Consider the following 21,269-nt stretch of genomic DNA (forward strand, 5'->3'; position numbering starts at 1 on the left):
GCCGGTTGCGCTTGCTTCGGCTACGGCTGTGCGATTGTCCTTTGAGTACGATCTTTTGCACTGTCTGGGGGATCACGTGTCTGTGTCGGGAGATCCCGCCCGTCCGGTGATGATAGAACTTCCAGTGGCGGAAAGTGGATCGCTGGCGGGAAAGGAGTTCTTCAATCCTTCGTCGAGCTGCTCTTCCAACGTACCGGTGTCCTTGGCGCTACGAGCACTCCGCAATGATTCAACGGCAGGCGAGCCGATAACGTCAGGTTCATCGGCCCTGTCGCTCTCGACGTCACCGAATGTGGCCACTTGCACCATCAGGGCCTTCGCCTTTGCCACGGCGGCATCGACGCCTAGATCGTCCGGCGAGCTTTCCAGACGGACAGAAATCACGTCGCCGCCTTCTGCGACCCATTCGACTGTCATTATGCCGCCTGGATCAGATAAAACCTGTTGCCCGACAATGTTCATTGTGGCTGCCTCCATTTAGGACCAAGACTAGAACCCGTTTGAGCGTCAGTTGTTCCGAGCTTCCGATGGATCGGCGGTTTCAACGGGGTCCTGCAGCACGAGGATCTTTTTGGCCCAACGCAATGGCAGTCAAGCTCCCTAGCCATCCGGCCTGCAACCGTCTCCGCAGACCGAGAGCTGTAAACGGTGCGGGAGGGCCGCCTGCAAGCGCCACCGTCGTCATCGTAGGCCTTGATCGTCCTGCCTTGTCGGAACCCCAAATCAATAGACGAGTTTATTGCGTATACATCACGTGAGGATTGCCCAATGACCGATCGTCTGACTATGCAGGACCCCCGAATGCAATACCCCTCGCCACCCTTCGAACCGCAACCGCAACCCGCGCCAGGTCTCGTTGGCGAAATGCATCCCAAACCTGATCATGGCGAAGAAACGTACCAAGGGGCAAATCGGCTGAAGGGGCGGAAGGCCCTCATCACCGGCGGTGATTCAGGTATCGGACGCGCCGTAGCGATTGCGTTTGCGCGTGAGGGGGCAGACGTCGCCATTTCCTATCTGCCGGAGGAGGAGCCGGACGCACGAGAAGTCATAGATTTGATCGAAGCGGAGGGGAGGAAGGCCCTGGGTTTGCCCGGCGACGTGAAGAATGAAGATTGGTGTCGGGAGCTGGTTTCGCAAACGCTGCGGGAGCTTGATGGGATTGACATCCTGGTGATCAATGCGGCTCGCCAACAGTTTCGCAAAGACGTGTCGCTTGTAACGTCAGAGGATTTCGACGCTACGCTGAAGACCAATCTCTACGCATTGCACTGGATTGCTCAGGCCGCCGAGCCTTACCTACCCCCCGGCGCCTCGGTGATCACCACAGCATCCATTCAAGCCTATCAACCCTCTCCAATTCTGCTCGACTACGCCACAACCAAAGCGGGGATCGTCGCGTATACCAAGGCGCTTGCAAAGCAATTGATCGGAAAAGGTGTTCGGGCCAACGTCGTGGCTCCAGGACCGTTCTGGACAGTTTTGCAGCCGAGTGGCGGACAGCCTGACGAGAAGGTGAAGAATTTCGGAAAGGATAGCGATTTCGGCCGGCCCGGCCAGCCGGTGGAACTGGCCCCCATCTACGTGTTTCTCGCCTCGCAGGAAGCAAGCTTCGTTAACGGCGAGGTTTACGGTGCGACCGGTGGCAAAGGCGTAGACTGATGCCTCGACGGCCTTCGCTGCTTCGGACCGGCTTTGGAGCGGGCCTTGCGGACATGACCAGCGCAGGGCGGAAAACAATCTGTGAGCGATGTCGATGACTGAAGACAGACTATCGACCTACAGGAACAAGCGCGATTTCCGGCAAACGCAGGAGCCGAGCGGCAAGGCACATGTCGCATCTTCGAACCGCCGGCGCTTCGTCATCCAGAAGCACGATGCCACGCGACTGCACTACGACCTGAGGCTGGAGCTGGACGGTGTCTTCAAATCCTGGGCTGTTACCAAAGGGCCTTCCCTCGACCCACATGACAAGCGGCTCGCCGTCGAGGTCGAGGACCACCCGCTCGATTATGGCGACTTCGAAGGGACGATCCCGAAGGGCCACTATGGCGGGGGGACGGTCATGTTGTGGGACCGAGGCTATTGGGAATTCGAGGGGGAAAAGTCTCCAGAGGCGGCGCTGAAGAGAGGAGACTTCAAGTTCTCGCTGGACGGAAACCGGCTTCACGGCAGTTTCGTGCTGGTCCGCATGCGCAACGACCGGGCTGGCGGGAAACGATCAAACTGGCTGCTGATCAAGCACCACGACGATTTTTCCGTCGCGAAAGACGGCGCCAAAGTGCTGGAGCAGCATACGACTTCCGTGGCTTCCGGCCGAAAGATGGACGACATAGCGAATGGCAAAGGCCGCAAGCCGAGCGCCTTCATGCAGACAAAGGGCGCGGTCGAGGCGGATGCGGTCTGGGATAGCAAGCAAGGTTTAGCGTGGGTAGAACCGAAGAAGTCGCGAAAGCGGCTGGCAAAGTTGCAGGACGGAACTCTGCCGGATTTCATCGCGCCGCAGCTTTGCGAAACGGTCCAACGTCCACCGGCCGCTGACAACTGGTTGCACGAAATCAAGTTCGACGGCTATCGAATCCAATTGCGCGTCGTTGACGGCATGGCAACGCTAAAAACCCGAAAAGGGCTTGATTGGACTGGCAAATACAGGGAGATCGCTGAAGCCGCATCCGCATTGCCGGATTGTATCATCGACGGCGAAGTCTGCGCGCTCGATGAAAACGGCGCTCCGGATTTTGCCGCACTCCAGGCGGCACTATCTGAAGGAAGGACCGGCAATCTCGTCTATTTTGCCTTTGACCTCCTGTTCCGTCACGGCGAAGATTTGCGAGCCGATCCGCTCGCCGAACGCAAGGACCGCCTGCAGGTGGTACTCGGCGAAGCCGGAAACAATCCTCGACTTCGTTTTGTCGAGCATTTTGAGACAAGTGGAGATGCGGTGCTTCGATCCGCGTGCAAGCTGTCCCTGGAGGGCATCGTCTCCAAACGCGCCAACGCTCCCTATCAGTCGGGCCGGACCGACACCTGGGTCAAATCCAAGTGTCGCGCTGGCCACGAAGTGGTGATCGGTGGCTATGCGAAGACCGATGGTCGGTTCAGGTCCCTCTTGGTTGGCGTCTACCGAAGCACCCATCTCGTTTACGTCGGTCGTGTCGGCACGGGGTTTGGTGCGAAGAAAGTTGCAAGCTTGCTTGCCAAGCTGAAACAGGCGGAAGTCGAAAAATCACCCTTCACGGGCATTGGCGCACCGAAGAAGGGAAGCGAGATTGTCTGGGTAAAGCCGGAACTTGTTGCCGAGATTGAGTTCGCAGGATGGACGGCGGATGGGCTTGTTCGGCAGGCTGCCTTTAAGGGGCTTCGCGATGACAAGCCGGCCATCGAAGTGAAGGCCGACAAGCCAGCGTCGCCCGCAAAAACGCCGACACCGGAAGCGACGCGAACGTTCAAGTCGACCTTGTCCCGCAAAGGGCAAAAAGCAGAGATCATGGGTGTCCTCATATCCAGCCCCGACAAACCCCTCTGGCCGGACGCCGGCGACGGTGAACCCGTCACCAAGGAAGATCTTGCTCGTTACTACGAGGCCGTCGGGACCTGGCTCATCGATCACATCCGGGGGAGGCCCTGCTCCATCATCCGTGCGCCTGACGGAATTGCCGGTCAGCAGTTCTTCCAGCGCCACGCGCTGCCCGGTACTTCAAACCTTCTCGAACTTGTGACAGTCTTTGGAGACAAGAAGCCATACTTGCAAGTTGATCGTGTAGAGGGCCTCGCCGCGATCGCGCAAATCGGCGGCATCGAACTCCATCCCTGGAATTGCAAGCCCGGTCGTCCCGAAATTCCCGGACGCTTGGTGTTTGATCTCGACCCCGGACCCAATGTGCCATTCTCCGCGGTTGTTACTGCGGCAAGGGAAATGCGCGACCGGCTCGATGATCTCGGCCTTGTCAGCTTCTGCAAGACGACAGGTGGCAAGGGGCTTCATTTTGTCACGCCGCTTGCGGTTGGAAATCGCAAGCGGCTCTCATGGACAGAGGCCAAGGGGTTTGCCCACGACGTGTGCCGGGAAATGGCTGAGGACAATCCGGATCTATATCTGATCAAGATGACGAAGAGCCTGCGGGAGGGGCGTATTTTCCTCGACTATCTGCGCAACGATCGAATGGCTACGGCAGTCGCCCCACTGTCACCGCGAGCCCGGCCCGGTGCGACGGTATCGATGCCTCTCACGTGGACACAGGTGAAGTCCGATCTCGACCCGAAGCGTTTCACCGTGCGCACGGTGCCGGCGCTGCTTGCGAAAACCATCGCGTGGAAAGATTACTGCGACAGCGAGCGGCCCCTCGAGCAGGCAATAAAGCGTCTTGCAAAGGCCAAGCAGGCAGCGTGATCTGTCATGAACAAGAAAGACGATGCCAAGCCGTCAGAAGGCGCCCGCATTGGCGCAACCACCGACCTGCCGCACGATCGCGTAACCGTCGAACGGTTTCGCGAAGCGTTTCCGCGGGCGCGGTGGAGCGACCGACTGAATGCCTGGTTCGTGCCAGGCCGCACGGCTGAGCGACGGATCGGACGCTGGCGTGCGGAGTTGGAGGCGCAAGAAGACATTTTTGCCGACGAGAAGGGCAGGGACGCGTTCGTATTCGAGCCGATCGAAAGCCGATATCTTAACGCAGGCGCCACGGCATTGGAGATCCGCACGCCCTACTCACGGTCTATCGTCAACGAGATCCGCGAGATACCTTATGCGCGATGGGATGCGGATCGCCGCCTTTGGACCGTACCCTATCGTTCGCTCTTTGAACTTCGTCAACGCTGGGCGGACATTGAAGCCGAGGCCGAGCGCAGCGAACCTGAAGCAAGGAAAGCGCGTAGAGACGCGTTGAAAGGTACGGAAGAGGAAGAGGACTCGAAGGCAAGGGCGAGGGAAAGGCGTCGCAAGCGCTACCCGATATCCTTGGGTCACAGCCCGCCCTTTGAGCGCGCGATCGCCACGCATGTTGGAGTGGTCTTCTTCACCGGGACCAACGGTGAGCTTGCGGATGCCGGAACCGTCAGCGATTTCTATTTTCCGGCTCCGGATGACGACTTGTTTGTCTGGGCTACGTGGCGGCGGGGCTCACTGGAGGAGCTTGTAAGAACCTGGCCCGAAAGAACGCCACCCACATCGGCCGACCTTAAGCGCGGGTGGTGGTTTCCGATGCTTGATGAGTTGCGACAGGCGCGCCGCGAAGCCCGGTCAAAGACGAAAGCCGGAAGGCGCAATAGCGAGAAGAGCCAATCCGGTGGATGACCAGCAACGGGCAGTGGAGCGATTTCGCCGGCTGTCACCTCTCGAACCATGTGAACTCGAGGGCCTCTGGATGGGCCGGGGAATTCCGACTGGTCATCCCTTCGACGGCGTGCTGGAGAACCTTGGCTGGTTCGGCAAACGGTTTAATTCAGACCTGCGGGCAGACGCATTGCTCTTTCGCGCTGGAGGTCGAAGGCTTCGGGCCATCGATCCGAAATGGGTACCGCTGAACCTTGCGCTTCGCTTTCATAAGTTCGGAAGAACGCGGCTTGCCCGCACGCTTTTTTCCTGGGTCCAGCGCGGTTTTCAAGCCGAAGGCCCTGTCGCCTCGCTTAAGACGATTACGTTTGAGGGCGCGGCAAGTGCGGCCCTCATCTATGACGATCAGCCGATCATCGACCATTTTCGCAGGATCGATCAAAACGTAATCATGGGACTAATGGCCATACGAAATGACGATCGCTTGTTTGCCTTTGAGCTGGAGCGAATGACCTAAAAGGTGCCTCGGTTCGCCGGCTGTGGCGGAGCGTTGCGCGGTGGTTATTTTCGCCCGCGACTTTCCGCTGCGACCGACTTTTTGAGAGCATCCATTATGTTGATGACGTTGTTCGGCGTGGCTTGCGAACTCGATGATCCGGGCTTTGCCTTGGCGGGTCTCTTCATGGCCTTCTTTTTGGCAGCAATAATATCGACCAGACGTTCCTGCACCGGGTCGGCCACCATTTTGGGGTTCCAGTCCTTTGTCAGCTTCTTTATCAGTCGCTGCACGAGCGGCATCATCTCGGAGTCCGCCTTCACCTCGCTGGCTGCGGTAAAATAGGCGGCTTCACCACGAACCTCGTCGCCGTAGCGCAGCGTCCACAGAACAATGCCCTTGCCACGAGGCTCAAGCATGACGGCACGTTCGCGGCGCGAGATGACCAGCCGTGAAATGCCGACCATTTTCTGGGCCTCCATCGCGTCGCGAATGACGCAGAAAGCCTCCTCGCCGACCGGTTCATTCGGAGACAGGTAGTACGGGGTATCGAGCCAGATCCATTCGATACTGTTTCGCGGGGTGAACGTCGAAATATCGATGGTCCTGGTGCTGTCCAATGCGACGGTCTCGAGCTCCTCATCCTCGAGGAGGACGTATTCGTCTTCCCCGCGCTGGTATCCTTTGACCTCGTCTTCTTCCTTGACCTCTTTTCCGGTTACCGCGTCGACGAAGCGGCTCTCAACGCGATTTTGGGTTTCGCGATTAAGCGTATGAAAGCGAACCTTCTCGCTTTCTGATATCGCCGGCATCATCTGGACCGGGCAGGTTACCAGTGAGAGCTTCAGATAGCCTTTCCAGTAGGGGCGAACAGCCATGTCTCAATCTCCTGTCAGCTGGCCTGGCGCGACGGCGCCGCCGGCTTCGACTTGGCAGAGGGTTTTTCCGCCTTTTGTCGGGAGGCGCTTGTGTTGGCATTGGCGGCTTTTCGTTTGGACTTCGACTTGCTCGCACTGAGGCCGGCACTCTCGCGAAGCGCCTTGAGCAGATCGCCCGGCTTGGATGCGATGGGCGCCTTCTTCTTCGGCAGAGAACGCCCCTCGATTTTCGCTTTCACCAGTTCAGCGACGGCCGCCTCGTAACGGTCGTCGAAAGCACCGGCATCGAAACTGCCCTTCTTGGTGCGAATGATGTGCTCTGCAAGTTCGAGCATCTCGCCCTCGATCTTCAGGTCGGGAAGGCCGGCGAAGGCTTCCTCCGACGATCGCACTTCGTAGTCGAAATTCAGGGTCGCAGCGATCAGCCCCTTACCATGTGCCCGTATCAGGACGGTTCGCATCCGACGGAAAAGCACGGTTTTGGCGATCGCCGCGACCTTCGCCTTGGACATCCCATCGCGAAGGAGCGCGAAAGCTTCGCCCCCCGTCTTGTCGGGGGCAAGGTAATAGGGCTTGTCGAAGTAAGTGGTGTCGACTTGTGAGCAAGGAATAAACGCCTCGATCTTCAGGGTCTTGTCGCTGTCGGGGACCGCAGCGGCAATCTCCTCGGGTTCAAGCACTACATATCGCCCGTCATCCACCTCATAACCCTTCACCTGGTCGTCGGCGTTGACCGGACGTCCGGTCTCGCTGTCGATAAACTCGCGCTTGACTCGATTTCCGGTTTTTCGGTTGATCGTGTTGAAGCTGATGCGTTCCGACGATGAAACGGCCGTATAAAGCGCGACCGGGCAGGTCACTTCCCCGAACTTGATATAGCCTTTCCAGTTCGCTCTTGGGGCAACCATGACACCAATCCTCCAGATCCGAATAAGGCTCAACCCTGTCAGCGGACAAACGTTCCACGCCTCTTCACGTCGACCTGGTCTGCGTCTTACTGGATGCGGTTAAGGGCTGGATTGGAACTATAGGAGCTGCTCTGTAACCGAGTGGGGTCTTTGTGGTTCCGTGAGGAACAGGAGCGGCGAGGGCATTTCCGAACTCGCCCGATGCTCACCAAAGAAGCAAGCGCAGCGCGGAACCGCTCGGAGTTCCGGTCGTTGTAGCTTCATGGCCGGCACACTCGAAACCCATGAACGGAAACTGGTCGCAATTCTGCGCGCTTCCGCCAGATTGCATTTTGTTGACGACGACAAGGCAGACGCCGAAGTCGAGCGGGTGCTGCGCTTAGCAATCAGAGAAGCCGAAGCCGGCCGCTCCCGACTCGATAAGAAACGGTGGCTTCTCCGCATGATGCACGTGCCATCGTGAGCTGAATTCGCGATCAATGTCGCTGCCTGGGTTCGGCATCTTCCTGGTCAGTCGAATAGCAAATTCGTGGTGATAGGAAGGCATTTCATTCGTGCATGCTTTCCCTAACGCGCCTGCACGACAACCCCGAAAGAAAGGTCAAATGTTCAGGCTGCCACAGCTCGCGCGAGCGATCATGCCGAGTGAACGCGCGGGAGGAAGCCTACAACCAACGCAGCGACTTCGTCGAGATGGGTTCCGAGCAGCTGGATGTCCCACCATACGTTCGGGTCGTCGAATGGCCTCCGATTGGGGGATCGAAATCGTGTAGGTAGAGGACAAACCGGTCGACTTTCATCGCGTCAATGAAGACCTCGAGCCAGGTGGCCTAGCCGTCAACGCTGTAGTCGACATCTTCCGGAATGCGCTGTAGCCGGCGCCTGGAAATTCCGGCGCGAGCAGCCTCCAGCGGTCTGCAAGACGCGGCATGAGGTTGCGAAATTCGTAGGAGGAGCAGGATATCCGTGCGGAAGCAAAACCACAGGGGCGTCCGCCCGTCCCGCTTCACGAAAACTGTCGATGCCGGCGACCGAGACGCGATGATGTCGAACACGGTTGTCCATCGAAAATCCTCAAGAATCGTGCCTCCAGAGGGGTAGGAAACGAAACAATGCAACGCAGTTGTCGGTTCCCCAAAGCTCGCACCGCCTGGCTACCTGTTCTGATCGAGCAGCGCCTTCCGGGCACTAACGCAGTGGGCTCCAGGGTTGGGAAATTGTCGACGGGAACAAATGGATGCTCAGCCTGTTCGGCGCGTAATGCGACGATTGCGAGAGGAGAACGCTGATGACCAAGGCTGAAACGACTCGAGATCATGACGAGATTCGACATTGGGCAGAGGCACGCAACGGGCGGCCAACCCGAGTGAAGGGCGCCGATGATGGTGGGATTTTACGGATTGATTTCGGCGAACGGGATGATCACCTGGAGCCGATTTCATGGGAGGAGTTTTTTCGGATATTCGACCACAACCGATTGTTTTTCCTGCACCAGGACAAAATCGCCGATGGCAGCCTGAGCCGGTTCAACAAGTTTGTTGATCGCGCCTAGGACAAAATATGAGGCGGGCTTTTGAAGGGCCTGGCCGCGCAGGCGTCTGCCCAACCGCTAAGAGGGTCCGAGATTCTGCCGGACTGAGAGGGCTACTTGGGGATTGAAAGGGATCTCGCTGGCCGATGAGGTCGCACGAGGACGAGACTGACGTGCGATTGTGATCGCGCAGTTGTTAGCAATAAAAAATCGGCCCCGAGCGGGGCCGAAATCGAGTTCTAAGGGCTGGCTAATAAACGCTTTTGAAGCCCTCCCGGTTCCCGTCAAGGCCTGTAGCGGAGACGCTCTTTCTCGATCTCTTCGGGAGTGTAGGGATCGAGCTTTTCGTCGAAGCGTGTCCAGCCTTGCTCGAGGTAAGCCGCGCGGCGTTGTTCGGGATCTACCCAGCTGCCCCGGCGTAGGATGGCCTGGGCGTCCGCGTAGAGGCTCTCGTCAACCCGGGCGGTGACAACGGCTCCGCCGCGGCGCACGCCCTCCGCATAGACATGGGCATGCTCTTCGGGGACGCCGGATTCGGTCATCGCGCCGATCAGTCCCCCCGCAGCGCCACCGGCGACTGCGCCGGCTGCTGCACCGGCTGCCGTCGCGGCAAGCCAGCCCGCCGCCACCACAGGTCCGACACCGGGAATGGCCATGACGCCAAGCCCGGTCAAGAGACCCCCGATGCCACCAACTGCAGCACCTAGGCCTGCGCCTGTACCTGCGCCCTCGGCAGCATTGCTGTCGTTGGAGTACCGGTCATCGACATTGTTGGAAACGATACTGATATCGTCAGACGGCACGCCGCGATCTTCCAGCGCGCTCACCGCCGCGTGTGCATCGGAGTAATCGTCAAAAAGTCCACTAACGGTTTTCATGGGGGTTCCTCGCTGCTGGGATTAGTTGGCGACCACGTTGCCCTGGTAGTCGAGTGCGATCTGGACAGACTTTCCGTCCTTCATGGCGCTGCCTCGCCAGACGCCCTCGCTATCGAGTTTGAGACCAGCAACGTCGGTGTAACCGGCTTCAACGATGCGTTTCTTGGCCTGTTCTTCGGTGAAGCTATTTGCCCCGGCGACCGGGGCGGTGGGATTGGTGGAGTCCGGCGTCGCGACGGCCGGTGTGTCACCGTTCGTAGTGGCCGGAGGCGTCGAAGTCTGCGCGAGCGCGCCAAAGGTCGTTGCGCCGAGGAATACCGCGGCGAGCAGCAGTTTTTTCATGATGTCTACATCCTTGTTTTCAGCCCGTGGAAGGCACTACTGGTCAAACTTTGCTCGAGTTTTTTGGTTCCCGAGTTTTTTTGCCATTCACGCAGTGATTTCGACTTCTCGAAAAATACGTGTCACCTCCTCGAATTCGGGGTAGGGAGGTTCCGAAATTGGCGTTGCGACGGGTGGCAACAGACGCCTCGAAGCCGCGCCGGCCTACATGGCATCCATGCCCTTAATCGCATTCTCGAGATGCGACTTGCATTTTCCCACGTCATTTGCAGTCATGGCTTCTTTCGCCATGGCCAGTTCCTTGGTGGATTCGATTTTCTTTGCGCCGTCGGAGATTTGCCCGATCTGCTGTTCGGCCTTGGCAACCGAGGCTTCGTCACAGATGACATTCGTCTGTGCAAGGGCAGGTGCAGTGAACGCCGCGATGACGACGAGGGTAGCGACAGATTTCAAGATCATGGTTGTTTCTCCTATGGCCGGCAAAACACCGGCTTCCACGCTGACTGAACGGGACAACAACGGATCTGTTCCCTCAAACCGGCGCCCGAAATCGAAGTTTTTTCAAGGAACTTTCAGGTATTTGGCGCGTTTGAGGCGCGCGTATTCTGCGCTCTTATAATCGCTTGCCCGGTGGACGCGCCGCCAGCGCACTGACGAAACCAACCCGTCGTCTGCCTGGCGACGGGTAGGCCGTTTCTTTTTTGAGGGTAGAAGCCATGTTCATGTTGCCACCGCATGGCCACATTCCATGATGCAGCTCTGCGCTCGGGTCATGAGTCCAGGTGCTCTGGCATTTCTTTCAGCTGATCCTTCGTCCAGGTGGTGATGGCGTGAACGTCGCCGTCATCGTCACGCATGAAGTCGAGATCCGCCAATGGCACCGCGACCGGTTTCGCGCCAATCCCGAGGAAGCCGCCAACATCAATAATCGCAGTGCTGTTGGCGCCGACGCCGTGAAGGTGATCCACCGTTCCGACCTTGTCATCGTCTGCGCCGTAAACGGTCGCGCCTTCGAGGTTTGCTGGTATCAGTTCCGAAGGATCAAGGCGCACGTGATTGGTATGGTCCATCTCTTTAGTCTCCGGTTATGTCGGACTGAAAGAACCGGCTCAGCGGTAAACGGTTCCATTGATGAAGCAGCTTTCTGTTGGCCTTGGCCTGAGAGAAGCCTCCTCTGCTGCGATAAGTCACAAGACGATTGCGAAGGTGACCCGCGTCCAAGGCGAGGTCGCGCAACCTCAGCGAAACGCAAAAAGTTCGCTGTCCGGATCCTGGTGCCCCAATATTGCTGACGACACGATCTCCGCGGCGATTTGGCTGTAGGTGATGCCGTTTCCGCCATATCCCATCACAGCATAAACGTTGTTGAGTCCTGGAACCGGACCGATTATCGGCAGCCCGTCGGCGGTCACGCCGAAGGCCGCTGCCCATTGATAGGCGGGCTCGGCGATCGGTATTTTCAGGAGCGCCGACAGCTTCGCCCGCAAGGTCTTGGATTTGGACTTGAGTTTGACGGGGTCCTGAAATGCTGTGGGGCTTTCTTCGTCCTCACCTCCGACCATGAGGCGGCCATCAGCAGTCGAGCGAAAATAGAGGTAGGGATCCGATCCCTCCCATAGCACATAATCCTTGAGCCAACGGGGCCTCGGATGATGCGGCCTGGTTGCAAGCGCCCAGGTGGAGAAGATCCGATGCTCTTGGTTGGCCGCGACATCGAGGAACTCGTAGCCCGTGCAAAAGACGACATGCCTGGCCTGTATGATTTCTCCTTTTGATGTCGCGGCGGCGTTCCAGTCATCGAGGCTGCGAACGTCGGTGATCTCAGTATCTCCTACGATCGCCACACCGTCTGCCTGCACCTTGCGCCACACGCCGGCGGTTAATTGTGCGGGGTTTGCCGACGCGGAGATGGTGGACTCGATCGCAGCGGTCCGCTTCAGTCCAAACTTTTCGCGCAGTTGCGCGGCATTGAAAAACACTGCTGAAATGCCAGCCTTTTCGCGTGCTTCCGCCTCTGTGGCGAGCGCTCTTGCACCATAGGCATTTCCAGCGAGGTAGAGCGAATTCTTCCGCTCGAGATGGCAGTCGATCCCAAGATTATCGACAAGCGAAGTTAGCGTTTCCACGGCCTTGGCGGAGCGCTGCCAAGCGCGCCGAGCTTTTGCTTGCCCAAGCCTCGCCGTGAGCCTATGCAACGGCATGTCGATCTCATGCTGGATCATCGCGGTGCTGGCCAGAGTGCTACCTTGCACCGGTTGCCGTCGATCAACGACGAGGATTGTCATGTTTCGTTTGGCAAGGGACAGGGCCATCAGCGCCCCTCCAATGCCGGCGCCGACAATCAGCACGTCGACGACGTTGGCGGGGATGCGCTGTTGAGCCGCGACCTGGATCTTCCGAGTGGTTGCCCATAATGGCTGGAAGGACCGCAGTTTGCGCTTGCGCGTAATTGTCTCCAATTCGTACTCCCATACGCGTCGTACTATGGGCAACAAGCGGCCAAGATCGGCAATGAACTCTCCCCCGTGCCGCGTCAGATAGGGGAGACATGAGAAGGACATGGGTGGGGTGGTCGACTAGTCAAGGTGCTCGGTCAAACGCTCGCCGGTCGAACCCGGCAGAGCTCCGACTTAAGGCTCCCCACCCTGAGCCTTTGCAAATCGGGCGAGGCGCGCGGGAAAAATCTCATGAGTTGCCTCGCCGGATCTCGTTTCTCGCGCGTTAAGCGATGCGGCGACATTGCAAGAGGTGTTTGGCATGCGGCTCTACCAATGCGATATCAGCGGGTTTCCGCTCTATTTCGACAATCATTTCAGCGTCGGGGCCAACAATGCGCCGGTCGGGTTTGTTGCAGACACATTGACGCTGCACACTCTCTTGGAAGCAGGCGAGGGTTTGTGGAGCATTCCCTCACGGCCTGGCGAAACCTGGCGGTTCTGTGCCAACGCAGCCATAGACGGGAGCAACTGGTTGGTTGCGGCCGACGATCCAATTCTTCTGGCAATTCCTGCACGTTACAATCGGCTCATCCCCAACACCAATACCCCGGAGGGCCTCGCAAGGTTTCATAGAATAGGCGCGGCCCAGCGCCATCTGTTCTATTCCATTCTGCGCTTTGGCCTTCCGTGTCCCGGAAGAGACGTCGACCCGGAGGGCGGCCTGGTCTTCGACTTTCTGGAAGATGCGATCAATGAAGGCGGCGGTGTCAGCCCTGCAATGACCGGGCACCGGAGCGGTCTGATCAGTCTTCGAGCGGCCGAGGCCGATGACATCGTTCGCGAGACCGTTCGTGTTTCGATGGGAGAGCCCTACCGAACCCTGCTTGGACACTTTCGCCACGAGATCGGTCACTTTTATTTTCAGCAATTGGTGCGAAAGGGCGCTTTGCTTGAAGAGGCACGTGCTCTCTTTGGTGACGAGCGCGAAGACTACGCAGCAGCGCTCCAAAAAAGCTACGACAACGGGCCAGTTGCGGACTGGCAGGATACCTTCATTTCCGCTTACGCAAGCAGCCACCCATCTGAAGATTTTGCCGAATGCTGGGCCCACCTGTTTCACATTGTCGATACGCTGGAGACGACCAGATCATTCGGGCTATCCATAGAGCCGTTAAGTCACCACGCCCTTGAAGTCGAGGTCGATTTCGACCCTTATCGGGCGGAGAATGCTCAGCAACTGGTGGACGCCTGGGTTCCGATCAGCCTGGCCCTTAACACCTTCCAGCGATCCATGGGCGAACGGGACATTTATCCGTTCGTTCTTTCGCCACCGGTCATAGCCAAACTCGATTTTATCAATCGGCTGATTGCGGAAGCGCGCCTTCAAACAGGTCGCCTTTAACCCGGATGCAAGGGCCGGGCGGGACGATGCGACGAAACGATATTGAGAGCCATGTTCCTGGCTACGGGATCGGGATTTTTCTTGTCTCCGTCACCATCCCGATACCTGATCTGCTGCGCGCGGACTTCAGCAAGAGGCCAGGGTGTGTCCACCCCTTGCGGGAACCAGCGTTCGAGATCGCTCACCCAGCGCTTCTTGAACATCTCTTGGTCCTTGAGGAGAGAGGCGTTCCCTTCAATTTCAATGAATGTGCCGGGCTTGCCGAGCAGGCTTGGACGGGCAGTATAGGTGAGACCAACCTGGGTTCCCGAACAATGTCGCCATAAGCTACGGTTCGCTAAAGCCGGTGGCAAAAATCCGGGATCGCCCCGCAGGCTCGTTGCGAAAGATCAATCCAGCACGCGTCCTTGAATGCATCGGGACATAGTCGAGTGTAATCTCGACCGTTTCGACAACAGTGTTTCCGGCCGTGATCTCGCCACGCACGACGACGTCGGCGGCAGTCCGGTCGGCCGCGTTTTCGACGTCGAACATGACAAGATATCCGCCGTCCCGGCTTGCGCTGCTGATCGTCTTGACTGACAGGTCCGGCGCTCCATCGCTCTGCGTCGCAGCTTCAAAGCCGACCCACCCGATCAGGGCGATCACAGCGATGGCTGAGACCGACCCGGTAAGCCATTCGATCCAGTGACCTTCGCCACTTTCGATCGAGCGGGATTTCGACGGTTTTGCCATAGATCACCTAGAGAATGAGCCGCGCTGCCGCGGCGCCGATTGCGCTTGGAAATGCAAGCACCACCGTGCTCATGATCGCCTGGGTCAGTTCGATGCCGTCCAGCCGATGAAACGTCCAGAGACAGTAGAAGCTGATCGCAAAGGCGACGGCGTAGCCGGGGAGCGTGAAGCGGATAAGGGCATGCCAAACGGGTGTGCCTTCTTCCAGTTCGTGTCCGCCCGAAAACGACAGCGCGTAGACAAAACCATGCATCAGCACGATGGACGAAACGATGAGTGCGATTGCGTGCCAGGGTGACATCTTGAAGGAAATCAGGATCATTTCCTCGGTCGGGGCGACATTCAATCCGAGAAACAAGGCGCCGACGGCCATCATGAAGAGCTCGCCGCCGTAGCCACTTTGCGCATCATCGTCGAGGGGGTCCTGTGCGTCCTCGTCATCATCGTCGCGCCCGCCCAATTCGCTGCGACCAAGCAACGCACCGATGCTGGCCGGAACCGTCTGAATGGCGATCATGCCTGCCGCCTCGGGTAGAGCGTGCCCGACGCTCAGAACGCCTAGGGCAGACAGCACGAAGGCGCTGGCCAACAGACCCAGGAAATAGGCAATGCTGGCATCGCGCACTGCCTCATGCCAGGTCGAAATATTTTCAAACCCGATCCGGCGCGCCAGGAGGATGAGCAAGGGGATGTTGACGAGGAGCAACAGAAGGAGCCTTGATCGGTCGATATAGAGCCCGAGTTCCCACATCTCCATCGTCAGGAACATGGGCAGCGCAAAGAGCAGTGCGCCAGCCAATCCGCGCGCCAGGCCCTTGGAAAATCGACTGTGGTCGAAATTGACATGCGTTTGCTTGATCGCCATTCCGGTCCCCTTTTCGGCTGCCATCTCAAAACGTCGACAAGCTCCGCAAGTTCCTGGGCTTGGCGGCACGGAACCCCTTTTGCGGCCGAAGTGAAAGGATGCGGTTGCTCAGCGCGCCACGATCCGTTTTCCTGATCTGGACCTTGTTCTCCAGCGAATCCAGGATGTCCTTCGCAGAAGTCGACATCACAAAGTTTCACGAATGGTCTGAAGCCCGCCGGGTGTAAACTGATCTCCAGCAACTTGCCCCGACGATATCGAGGCCGACCAGGAACGTACCGTCCTCAACGAGCTTCTGGTGCAGAGTTTCCGCGATTGTCAGCATCTCTTTCGTGACGTTGTTGACGAGAAGGGCGATGCGCACGGCTGCTCCTAGCTAAGGTCGGTCATTCCCGGATCGCGCCGGCTCAGCCGGCATACCAAGCCTGCGGAACATCGCACCAATCAGAGTGTTGGGCGCAGGAAAGGAGGAGGCTGGCGATGGTCTTGATCCTACCGGAGTTCGATTGCCGAGGCGGCGAGGGAGCCGACATCTCGGGCCTCGTTGCGTCTATCTGAATGCGGAGGCATTCTTGGAGACGCGAAACCTCACATTCAGGGTGCTTGGAAACAGCGTCGTTATTGAAGGGGCAGTCGATCTGCCCGGGGGGCGCAGACGTCGTTCAGCGGCTTGCTGAAAGTCTCGCCGACCCCGGCCGCGTCATCGTCAGGATCAATTGTCCGCCCGATTGAGGCGCGGCGGCTGAGATTCGAGCGGCGGGTGCTGCCGGGCAGAGCCCGGCCGCCTTTATTACCGGTCGACGGCCTCCTCAAAATATGGCCCCCCAAGGGAGGCCACCGGAGCGATGTACGTCAAACCAGACTTCGCCGCCTTGGTTCCCACCGGCGGCGTGTGGAGGGCCAGCAAGGGAACGTTTGATCGGCGCGCCGGTTGGGCGGGGCCTCAAGAGAGGGAGATACGCCATGCCCCGCGGAGATAAATCGAAGTACACCGACAAACAGGAACGCAAGGCGGACCATATCGCCGAAGGCTACGAAAAACGTGGCGTGTCGGAGAAGGAGGCGGAGCGCCGTGCCTGGGCCACTGTGAACAAGGACAGCGGCGGTGGCAACAAGTCCGGTTCGGGCCGCGGCCAGCCCGACACCAACGAATCCGCCAAAAAGGGCGGGCACGTCGGCGGTCGGGCTGCCGCGGGACGCCCTAAAGCTGAGCGCTCAGCATCCGCAAAGAAGGCCGCCGCAACGCGCAAGCGAAACGAGCACAGCACCCGTCACTAGTGCCATTGAGGCTCAGCTTGCCGCAATCGTGAAGTCATCGTTTGACGCAATCGTCAGCAGGGATTTTGGGCGGAACCGTGCGGACTTGGTACGGGTCTAAGGCAAGCCCCTTTCCAATCAGCCGACCCCGCAAAGCAAAACCGAATAGGCGCTCGGCTGCGTTGGTTCTCACTCATTTTTCCTCGGGCGCGATCGACGCTCCGCCTGAACCTGTGCCGAGCGAAGGTCGTGCGCCTACGAGCCAAGTCTTCCAAACCGCATTTTGTTCCCGTTCGGAACCATTGCAGCTGGGCGATGTTGGAGCGGCTCCACCACACCGTAAAGGAGGTTGCCATGCCAGAGAAGACGCTTGAAACGCTGTTTCATGATGGCCTGAAGGACATCTACTACGCTGAACGGCAGATCCTGAAAGCGCTGCCGAAGATGGCACGCGCGGCGCAACTGCCGGACAGCAAGGCAGCGTTCGAAAAGCACCGGGACGAAACCGAAGTCCATGTGGAACGCTTGCAACAGGTCTTTGAAATTTTCGGCAAGCGCGCCCAGGGAAAGACCTGCGAGGCCATTCAGGGAATTATTGCAGAGAGCGAGGAGATCATGGAGGAATTCAAGGGGAGCCCCGCACTTGACGCTGGCCTCATCTCGTCGGCCCAGGCGGTCGAGCACTATGAAATTTCTCGCTATGGCACTCTGAAGACCTGGGCCAAGCAGCTCGGGCTGCAAGAGGCGGTGTCGCTTCTCGATCAGACCCTGCAGGAAGAAGGCGCCACCGACAAGGCCCTTAGCAAGCTTGCGGTGACGGCGGCGAACATCAAGGCCGCTGCCTGATGGCGTTTGGACGCTTGAGGGCGCCGTCGCCTCCAAGCGTCCTTGCCGCTTCATCGAATATCAGTTTCAACTCTGTAGACCGCCCAAGGCGTAGTGATGAAGCGAGTGGTCCCAGGAGGTCCAGGTCTCGTCATCGAAAGTGACGAACGAGCGCAACTCGCAACGAAATGTAGGACGAAGATGGCTTCCGGCAAGAAGACGAGCGACCACCCCGCGAATAGGTTGGCGACGGACCCTCCGGGCGATCACGTTGGCGCCGGGTACGCGGAAATCGACGATATACCGAATCGTCTGCTGATACTCGCAAACAGGCTGCAAAAAGCCTTCGCTTCGCGTCGAGTTGTGGCCAATGCCCAACGCCCAAGCTTCAAGGAGAATCGAGGCGACCAGTGAAGTGAAGCGGATCGAGGATGAGAAATGATACGGGACTTGCAGCAACTGCGGGTACTGGTTGCAAGCATGAATTCATCGTCGCAAACGATATTGCGCCCCCGGGGCGACCCCACCGATTCCAGCCACCCACAAATCGGGGCGAAACGGGGGTCATGCTGGATTCTGGTATCCTGATCCGAAGTGTTTGTCCGTTCTGTTTAAGGAAGCGGTGGAGGCAATTTCAGGGAAGCGGAACGCCGCTCATCCGGTAGGCAAGCTCCTCGCGCGCTCGGCTGAGCCTGCTCTTGATCGTGCCGACAGCACAGTCGCAGATGTCGGCGGCTTCCTTGTAGCTCAGCCCATATCCAGCAACGAGGATCAGCACCTCTCGATGGTCGGGTGCCATAGTGTCGAGAGCGCTGCACAGTTCCACGGTTAAGACGCACCAGTCCTGCGGTGCCGGCATCGGGATCGGTAGCTCGGCGCAGTTAACGAGGCCCGGGGACTCGCGCCGGCGCAGCTTGTACTGAGTCCGGAAAGCGTTGTGCATGATGGTGAAAAGCCAGGACTTAAGATTGGTTCCCGGTTGGAAACCGTCAATGCCGCGCAGTGCTCGAAAAAGCGTTTCCTGCAGCAGATCATCCGCTTCGAAGCTCGACGACACAAAGGTGCGCGCAAAGGCCCTAAGCGCCGGAATGAGGTCAACAACCTGGCTCTCCAGCGGCCGAGACCGCTGGACCGTTTCGTGGACAGAAGGCATTGTAACTGCCTTTCGCAATAGCTGAATTTGCTCTTTCTAACAATGCGCGGTCGGCACTTAAGTTCCCGCTACAATGCAGAGGGCAGAAGCGACAGGCGCCCTTGCCTCCCGCATTCAGCGGGACAGATCAAAGCCCGGCAAGACCGCGGGTGCTAGAACAAGGCAGCCTTGATCTTCACGCGGGCGACATTGATACACAGAGGTTTGAATAAGCTAGAATGGCATCTATGCAACGGTGGTGCCTGCGCGTGCGCACGCTTTCTCGTCGCGTTCGACCGCTGTGTGCATCATGAACAGGCGTACCCATGGCAAGCAATTCAATTGTAACTGGTCACACAGCGACAGCTGGACGAAGGCGCATCGACGATACGAGCGAGGCAGGTCCCGCCGCTATCGCGGGCATTCCCGTCGTCGGAATCGGCGCGTCTGCCGGCGGCATCGAGGCGTTGGGCAACTTCTTCGACGCCATGCCGGCCGACAGCGGTTGTGCCTTCGTCGTGGTGCTGCATCTCGATCCGAAGCGCGAAAGCGAAATGGCCCGCATTCTGAGCAGCCACACCAGGATGCCGGTGGTACAGGTCGAGGACGGAATGACGCTCGTGCCTGACCACGTTTACGTCATCGCCCCCGACACCGATCTCAATTTGGCGGAAGGGGCATTGAAAGTATCAAGGCCGGCGGAGCCTCGCGGGCAGCGGCATCCCGTCGACGTGCTGTTTGCCTCGATCGCCGCGGAGCAGCGCGAGCGTTCGGTCGCGATCGTGCTTTCCGGGACAGGGAGCGACGGCACCGAAGGCCTGAAGGACATCCGAGCCGAAGGCGGCATGAGCCTGATACAAGCGCCGGAGACGGCCAAATTCGATGGCATGCCGAGGAGCGCGATCGCTGCCGGTCTTGCCGACCACGTTCTTGCGCCGGACAGAATGCCCGCGACCCTGATCGCCTACGTCAACCATGGCTACGTTTCCGATCCCGCCGAGGTAGAGACCGACCGCGCGAACGGGGAAGCGACGATCGAACAGATTCTGAAGGTCGTGCACGCTCGAAACGGGCACGATTTCGGCAACTACAAGCGCAACACACTGAGGCGGCGTATCCATCGTCGCATGGGGTTGAGGAACATCGACACGACCGCGGACTATCTCAACGATCTGCGGGCCAATCCGGACGAGGCCGCCGCTTTGGTGGCGGACCTGATGATCAGCGTTAGCGGGTTTTTCCGCGATCCCGAGGCATGGGAGGCACTCGCCAAACTTGTGATCGTCCCCCTCGTTGCAGGGCGCGAGAGCGGCGCACAGATTAGGGTCTGGGTTCCTGCCTGCGCCACGGGAGAAGAAGCCTACGCCGCCGCCATGCTGATAACCGAGCACGCCGAAGCTGCCGCAAAGCGCTTCGACCTGAAGGTCTTCGCCACGGACGCACAGGAGGACAATCTGCGCAAGGCGCGTGACGGCATCTATCCCGCCGCCGCCCTGGCAGGCTTTTCGCCCGAACGCCTCCGCCGCTTCTTCGAAAAGCTCGACGGCTCGTTCCAGGTCACCAAGGAGCTTCGCGATACGGTCGTGTTCGCCGCACAGAACCTGCTTCGCGATCCGCCGTTCTCGCGGCTCGACCTCATTTCCTGTCGCAATTTCCTGATTTATCTGGAGCCGGTGGCGCAGCAGCGCGTCATCGCCCAATGCCACTTCGCCTTGCGCCCGGACGGGCATCTGTTTTTAGGCAATGCCGAGACGATCGGGCGGCATGACGATCTCTTCGACACCATATCGAAGAAATGGCGCATCTATCGCCGCACTGGACCAACCCGGCACGATCTCATCGATTATCGGCCGCTGCGTGGATCCGCCAGCACCGGGGCCACGGGCGAGCCGCGCTCGGTACCATCGGAAACGGCGCCACTGGCTGAAATCGCACGCCGGGCCCTGCTGGAGCGCTACGCCCCTGCATCGGTGCTGATCGATCACAAGGGCCGCGTCGTCTATTTCCACGGAACGACACGCGACTACCTGGAGCAGCCCTCGGGACAGCCGACCAGAGATCTCATCGCCATGACGCGGGACGGACTGGGCCTCAAACTTCGCGGCGCGATACGCGAAGCCACGAGGGGCGACAAGACCGTCACGGCACATGCGCACGTACTTCAGAACGGATCTTCCCGTAGGATCGCCATGACCGTGATGCCGCTGCCCGTCTCGCCACAAGGCGGGAAACTGGCTCTGGTCAGCTTCGCGCCGGATGAGTCTGCTGCCGCATCCAACGACCCGCCTGTCCGCGATGCCATGGAAACGA

Annotated in this window: 22 protein-coding genes and 2 pseudogenes; 10 read left to right on the forward strand and 14 right to left on the reverse strand. The window is 59.0% G+C overall.

Annotation, left to right across the window (positions count from 1 at the left end; genetic code table 11):
- Positions 1-72: 72 nt before the first annotated feature.
- On the reverse strand, positions 73-462 hold the full coding sequence (locus AC070A_RS30185) for a hypothetical protein (RefSeq protein ID WP_113737898.1): 390 nt from the start codon (positions 460-462) through the stop codon (positions 73-75).
- A gap of 306 nt (positions 463-768) precedes the next feature.
- On the opposite strand from AC070A_RS30185, the gene AC070A_RS30190 reads away from it, so the two are divergent.
- From AC070A_RS30190 to AC070A_RS30205, 4 genes are all read left to right on the forward strand, one after another.
- Positions 769-1,662, forward strand: coding sequence for an SDR family oxidoreductase (locus AC070A_RS30190; RefSeq protein WP_057250028.1), 894 nt, complete (start codon positions 769-771; stop codon positions 1,660-1,662).
- A gap of 94 nt (positions 1,663-1,756) precedes the next feature.
- Positions 1,757-4,390 (forward strand): DNA ligase D, encoded by a 2,634-nt coding sequence (gene ligD / locus AC070A_RS30195; protein WP_113737919.1) that lies wholly within the window; start codon positions 1,757-1,759, stop codon positions 4,388-4,390.
- 6 nt (positions 4,391-4,396) lie between these two features.
- A complete protein-coding gene (locus tag AC070A_RS30200; protein WP_057250029.1) occupies positions 4,397-5,293 on the forward strand; it encodes a hypothetical protein in 897 nt (298 codons plus the stop codon).
- Positions 5,286-5,789 carry a DUF4334 domain-containing protein gene (locus AC070A_RS30205; RefSeq protein WP_492383664.1) on the forward strand — a complete coding sequence of 168 codons (504 nt, stop codon included), beginning with the start codon at positions 5,286-5,288 and terminating at the stop codon, positions 5,787-5,789. The genes AC070A_RS30200 and AC070A_RS30205 overlap by 8 nt, the downstream gene beginning before the upstream one ends.
- Positions 5,790-5,833: 44 nt before the next feature.
- Here AC070A_RS30205 and ku (AC070A_RS30210) read toward each other — a convergent pair whose 3' ends face one another.
- Both ku (AC070A_RS30210) and ku (AC070A_RS30215) read right to left on the reverse strand, forming a co-directional pair.
- Entirely contained in the window at positions 5,834-6,646 is an 813-nt protein-coding gene (gene ku, locus AC070A_RS30210; RefSeq protein ID WP_112995771.1) for a non-homologous end joining protein Ku, read from the reverse strand.
- 14 nt (positions 6,647-6,660) lie between these two features.
- Entirely contained in the window at positions 6,661-7,554 is an 894-nt protein-coding gene (gene ku, locus AC070A_RS30215; protein ID WP_112995772.1) for a non-homologous end joining protein Ku, read from the reverse strand.
- Between the two features lie 262 nt (positions 7,555-7,816).
- On the opposite strand from ku (AC070A_RS30215), the gene AC070A_RS30220 reads away from it, so the two are divergent.
- A complete protein-coding gene (locus AC070A_RS30220; protein WP_057250036.1) occupies positions 7,817-8,017 on the forward strand; it encodes a hypothetical protein in 201 nt (66 codons plus the stop codon).
- Positions 8,018-8,282: 265 nt separating this feature from the next.
- On the opposite strand, the pseudogene AC070A_RS30225 reads toward AC070A_RS30220, so the two are convergent.
- A pseudogene (locus AC070A_RS30225) lies at positions 8,283-8,619 on the reverse strand (alpha/beta fold hydrolase); the annotation flags it as partial.
- Between the two features lie 223 nt (positions 8,620-8,842).
- Here AC070A_RS30225 and AC070A_RS30230 point away from each other — a divergent pair.
- Positions 8,843-9,106, forward strand: coding sequence for a hypothetical protein (locus tag AC070A_RS30230; RefSeq protein ID WP_057250038.1), 264 nt, complete (start codon positions 8,843-8,845; stop codon positions 9,104-9,106).
- Positions 9,107-9,369: 263 nt separating this feature from the next.
- Here AC070A_RS30230 and AC070A_RS30235 read toward each other — a convergent pair whose 3' ends face one another.
- The 5 genes from AC070A_RS30235 to AC070A_RS30255 form a co-directional block, all read right to left on the reverse strand.
- Positions 9,370-9,963, reverse strand: a complete 594-nt coding sequence (locus AC070A_RS30235) for a general stress protein (RefSeq protein ID WP_113737900.1) — start codon at positions 9,961-9,963, stop codon at positions 9,370-9,372.
- A 21-nt stretch (positions 9,964-9,984) separates the two neighbouring features.
- Positions 9,985-10,305 carry a PepSY domain-containing protein gene (locus AC070A_RS30240; RefSeq protein WP_057250042.1) on the reverse strand — a complete coding sequence of 107 codons (321 nt, stop codon included), beginning with the start codon at positions 10,303-10,305 and terminating at the stop codon, positions 9,985-9,987.
- A gap of 204 nt (positions 10,306-10,509) precedes the next feature.
- Positions 10,510-10,821 (reverse strand): hypothetical protein, encoded by a 312-nt coding sequence (locus AC070A_RS30245; RefSeq protein WP_492383661.1) that lies wholly within the window; start codon positions 10,819-10,821, stop codon positions 10,510-10,512.
- Positions 10,822-11,075: 254 nt separating this feature from the next.
- Positions 11,076-11,375, reverse strand: a complete 300-nt coding sequence (locus tag AC070A_RS30250) for a PRC-barrel domain-containing protein (RefSeq protein WP_057250048.1) — start codon at positions 11,373-11,375, stop codon at positions 11,076-11,078.
- Positions 11,376-11,543: 168 nt separating this feature from the next.
- A complete protein-coding gene (locus AC070A_RS30255) occupies positions 11,544-12,764 on the reverse strand; it encodes an NAD(P)/FAD-dependent oxidoreductase (protein WP_057250050.1) in 1,221 nt (406 codons plus the stop codon).
- 298 nt (positions 12,765-13,062) lie between these two features.
- Here AC070A_RS30255 and AC070A_RS30260 point away from each other — a divergent pair, with 298 nt between their 5' ends.
- A complete protein-coding gene (locus AC070A_RS30260) occupies positions 13,063-14,145 on the forward strand; it encodes a zinc-binding metallopeptidase family protein (protein ID WP_113737902.1) in 1,083 nt (360 codons plus the stop codon).
- On the opposite strand, the gene AC070A_RS30265 is transcribed toward AC070A_RS30260, so the two are convergent.
- From AC070A_RS30265 to AC070A_RS30280, 4 genes are all read right to left on the reverse strand, one after another.
- Positions 14,142-14,348, reverse strand: coding sequence for a hypothetical protein (locus AC070A_RS30265; RefSeq protein WP_162771043.1), 207 nt, complete (start codon positions 14,346-14,348; stop codon positions 14,142-14,144). The genes AC070A_RS30260 and AC070A_RS30265 overlap by 4 nt on opposite strands.
- 124 nt (positions 14,349-14,472) lie before the next feature.
- Complete coding sequence (locus tag AC070A_RS30270; protein WP_057250055.1) at positions 14,473-14,880, reverse strand: hypothetical protein; 408 nt, start codon at positions 14,878-14,880, stop codon at positions 14,473-14,475.
- A 7-nt stretch (positions 14,881-14,887) separates the two neighbouring features.
- A complete protein-coding gene (locus tag AC070A_RS30275) occupies positions 14,888-15,745 on the reverse strand; it encodes a TIGR02587 family membrane protein (RefSeq protein WP_113737920.1) in 858 nt (285 codons plus the stop codon).
- A gap of 196 nt (positions 15,746-15,941) precedes the next feature.
- Positions 15,942-16,109 carry an ATP-grasp domain-containing protein gene (locus AC070A_RS30280; protein ID WP_113737904.1) on the reverse strand — a complete coding sequence of 56 codons (168 nt, stop codon included), beginning with the start codon at positions 16,107-16,109 and terminating at the stop codon, positions 15,942-15,944.
- Positions 16,110-16,708: 599 nt separating this feature from the next.
- Here AC070A_RS30280 and AC070A_RS30285 point away from each other — a divergent pair.
- Together AC070A_RS30285 and AC070A_RS30290 are read left to right on the forward strand one after the other, a co-directional pair.
- Positions 16,709-17,023, forward strand: a complete 315-nt coding sequence (locus AC070A_RS30285; RefSeq protein ID WP_113737905.1) for a plasmid stabilization protein — start codon at positions 16,709-16,711, stop codon at positions 17,021-17,023.
- A 333-nt stretch (positions 17,024-17,356) separates the two neighbouring features.
- The gene (locus AC070A_RS30290) at positions 17,357-17,848 is read left to right on the forward strand and encodes a YciE/YciF ferroxidase family protein (RefSeq protein ID WP_113737906.1); all 492 of its coding nucleotides are present in this window, start codon (positions 17,357-17,359) and stop codon (positions 17,846-17,848) included.
- 613 nt (positions 17,849-18,461) lie between these two features.
- Here AC070A_RS30290 and AC070A_RS30295 read toward each other — a convergent pair.
- The gene (locus AC070A_RS30295; protein ID WP_057250062.1) at positions 18,462-18,980 is read right to left on the reverse strand and encodes a sigma-70 family RNA polymerase sigma factor; all 519 of its coding nucleotides are present in this window, start codon (positions 18,978-18,980) and stop codon (positions 18,462-18,464) included.
- A 305-nt stretch (positions 18,981-19,285) separates the two neighbouring features.
- Between AC070A_RS30295 and AC070A_RS30300 the strand changes: the two are divergent.
- Positions 19,286-20,749 (forward strand): annotated as a pseudogene (locus AC070A_RS30300) (chemotaxis protein CheB); the annotation flags it as partial.
- Positions 20,750-21,269 lie beyond the last annotated feature (520 nt).

The sequence above is a fragment of the Ensifer sp. GW101-20A05 genome (assembly GCF_059424735.1).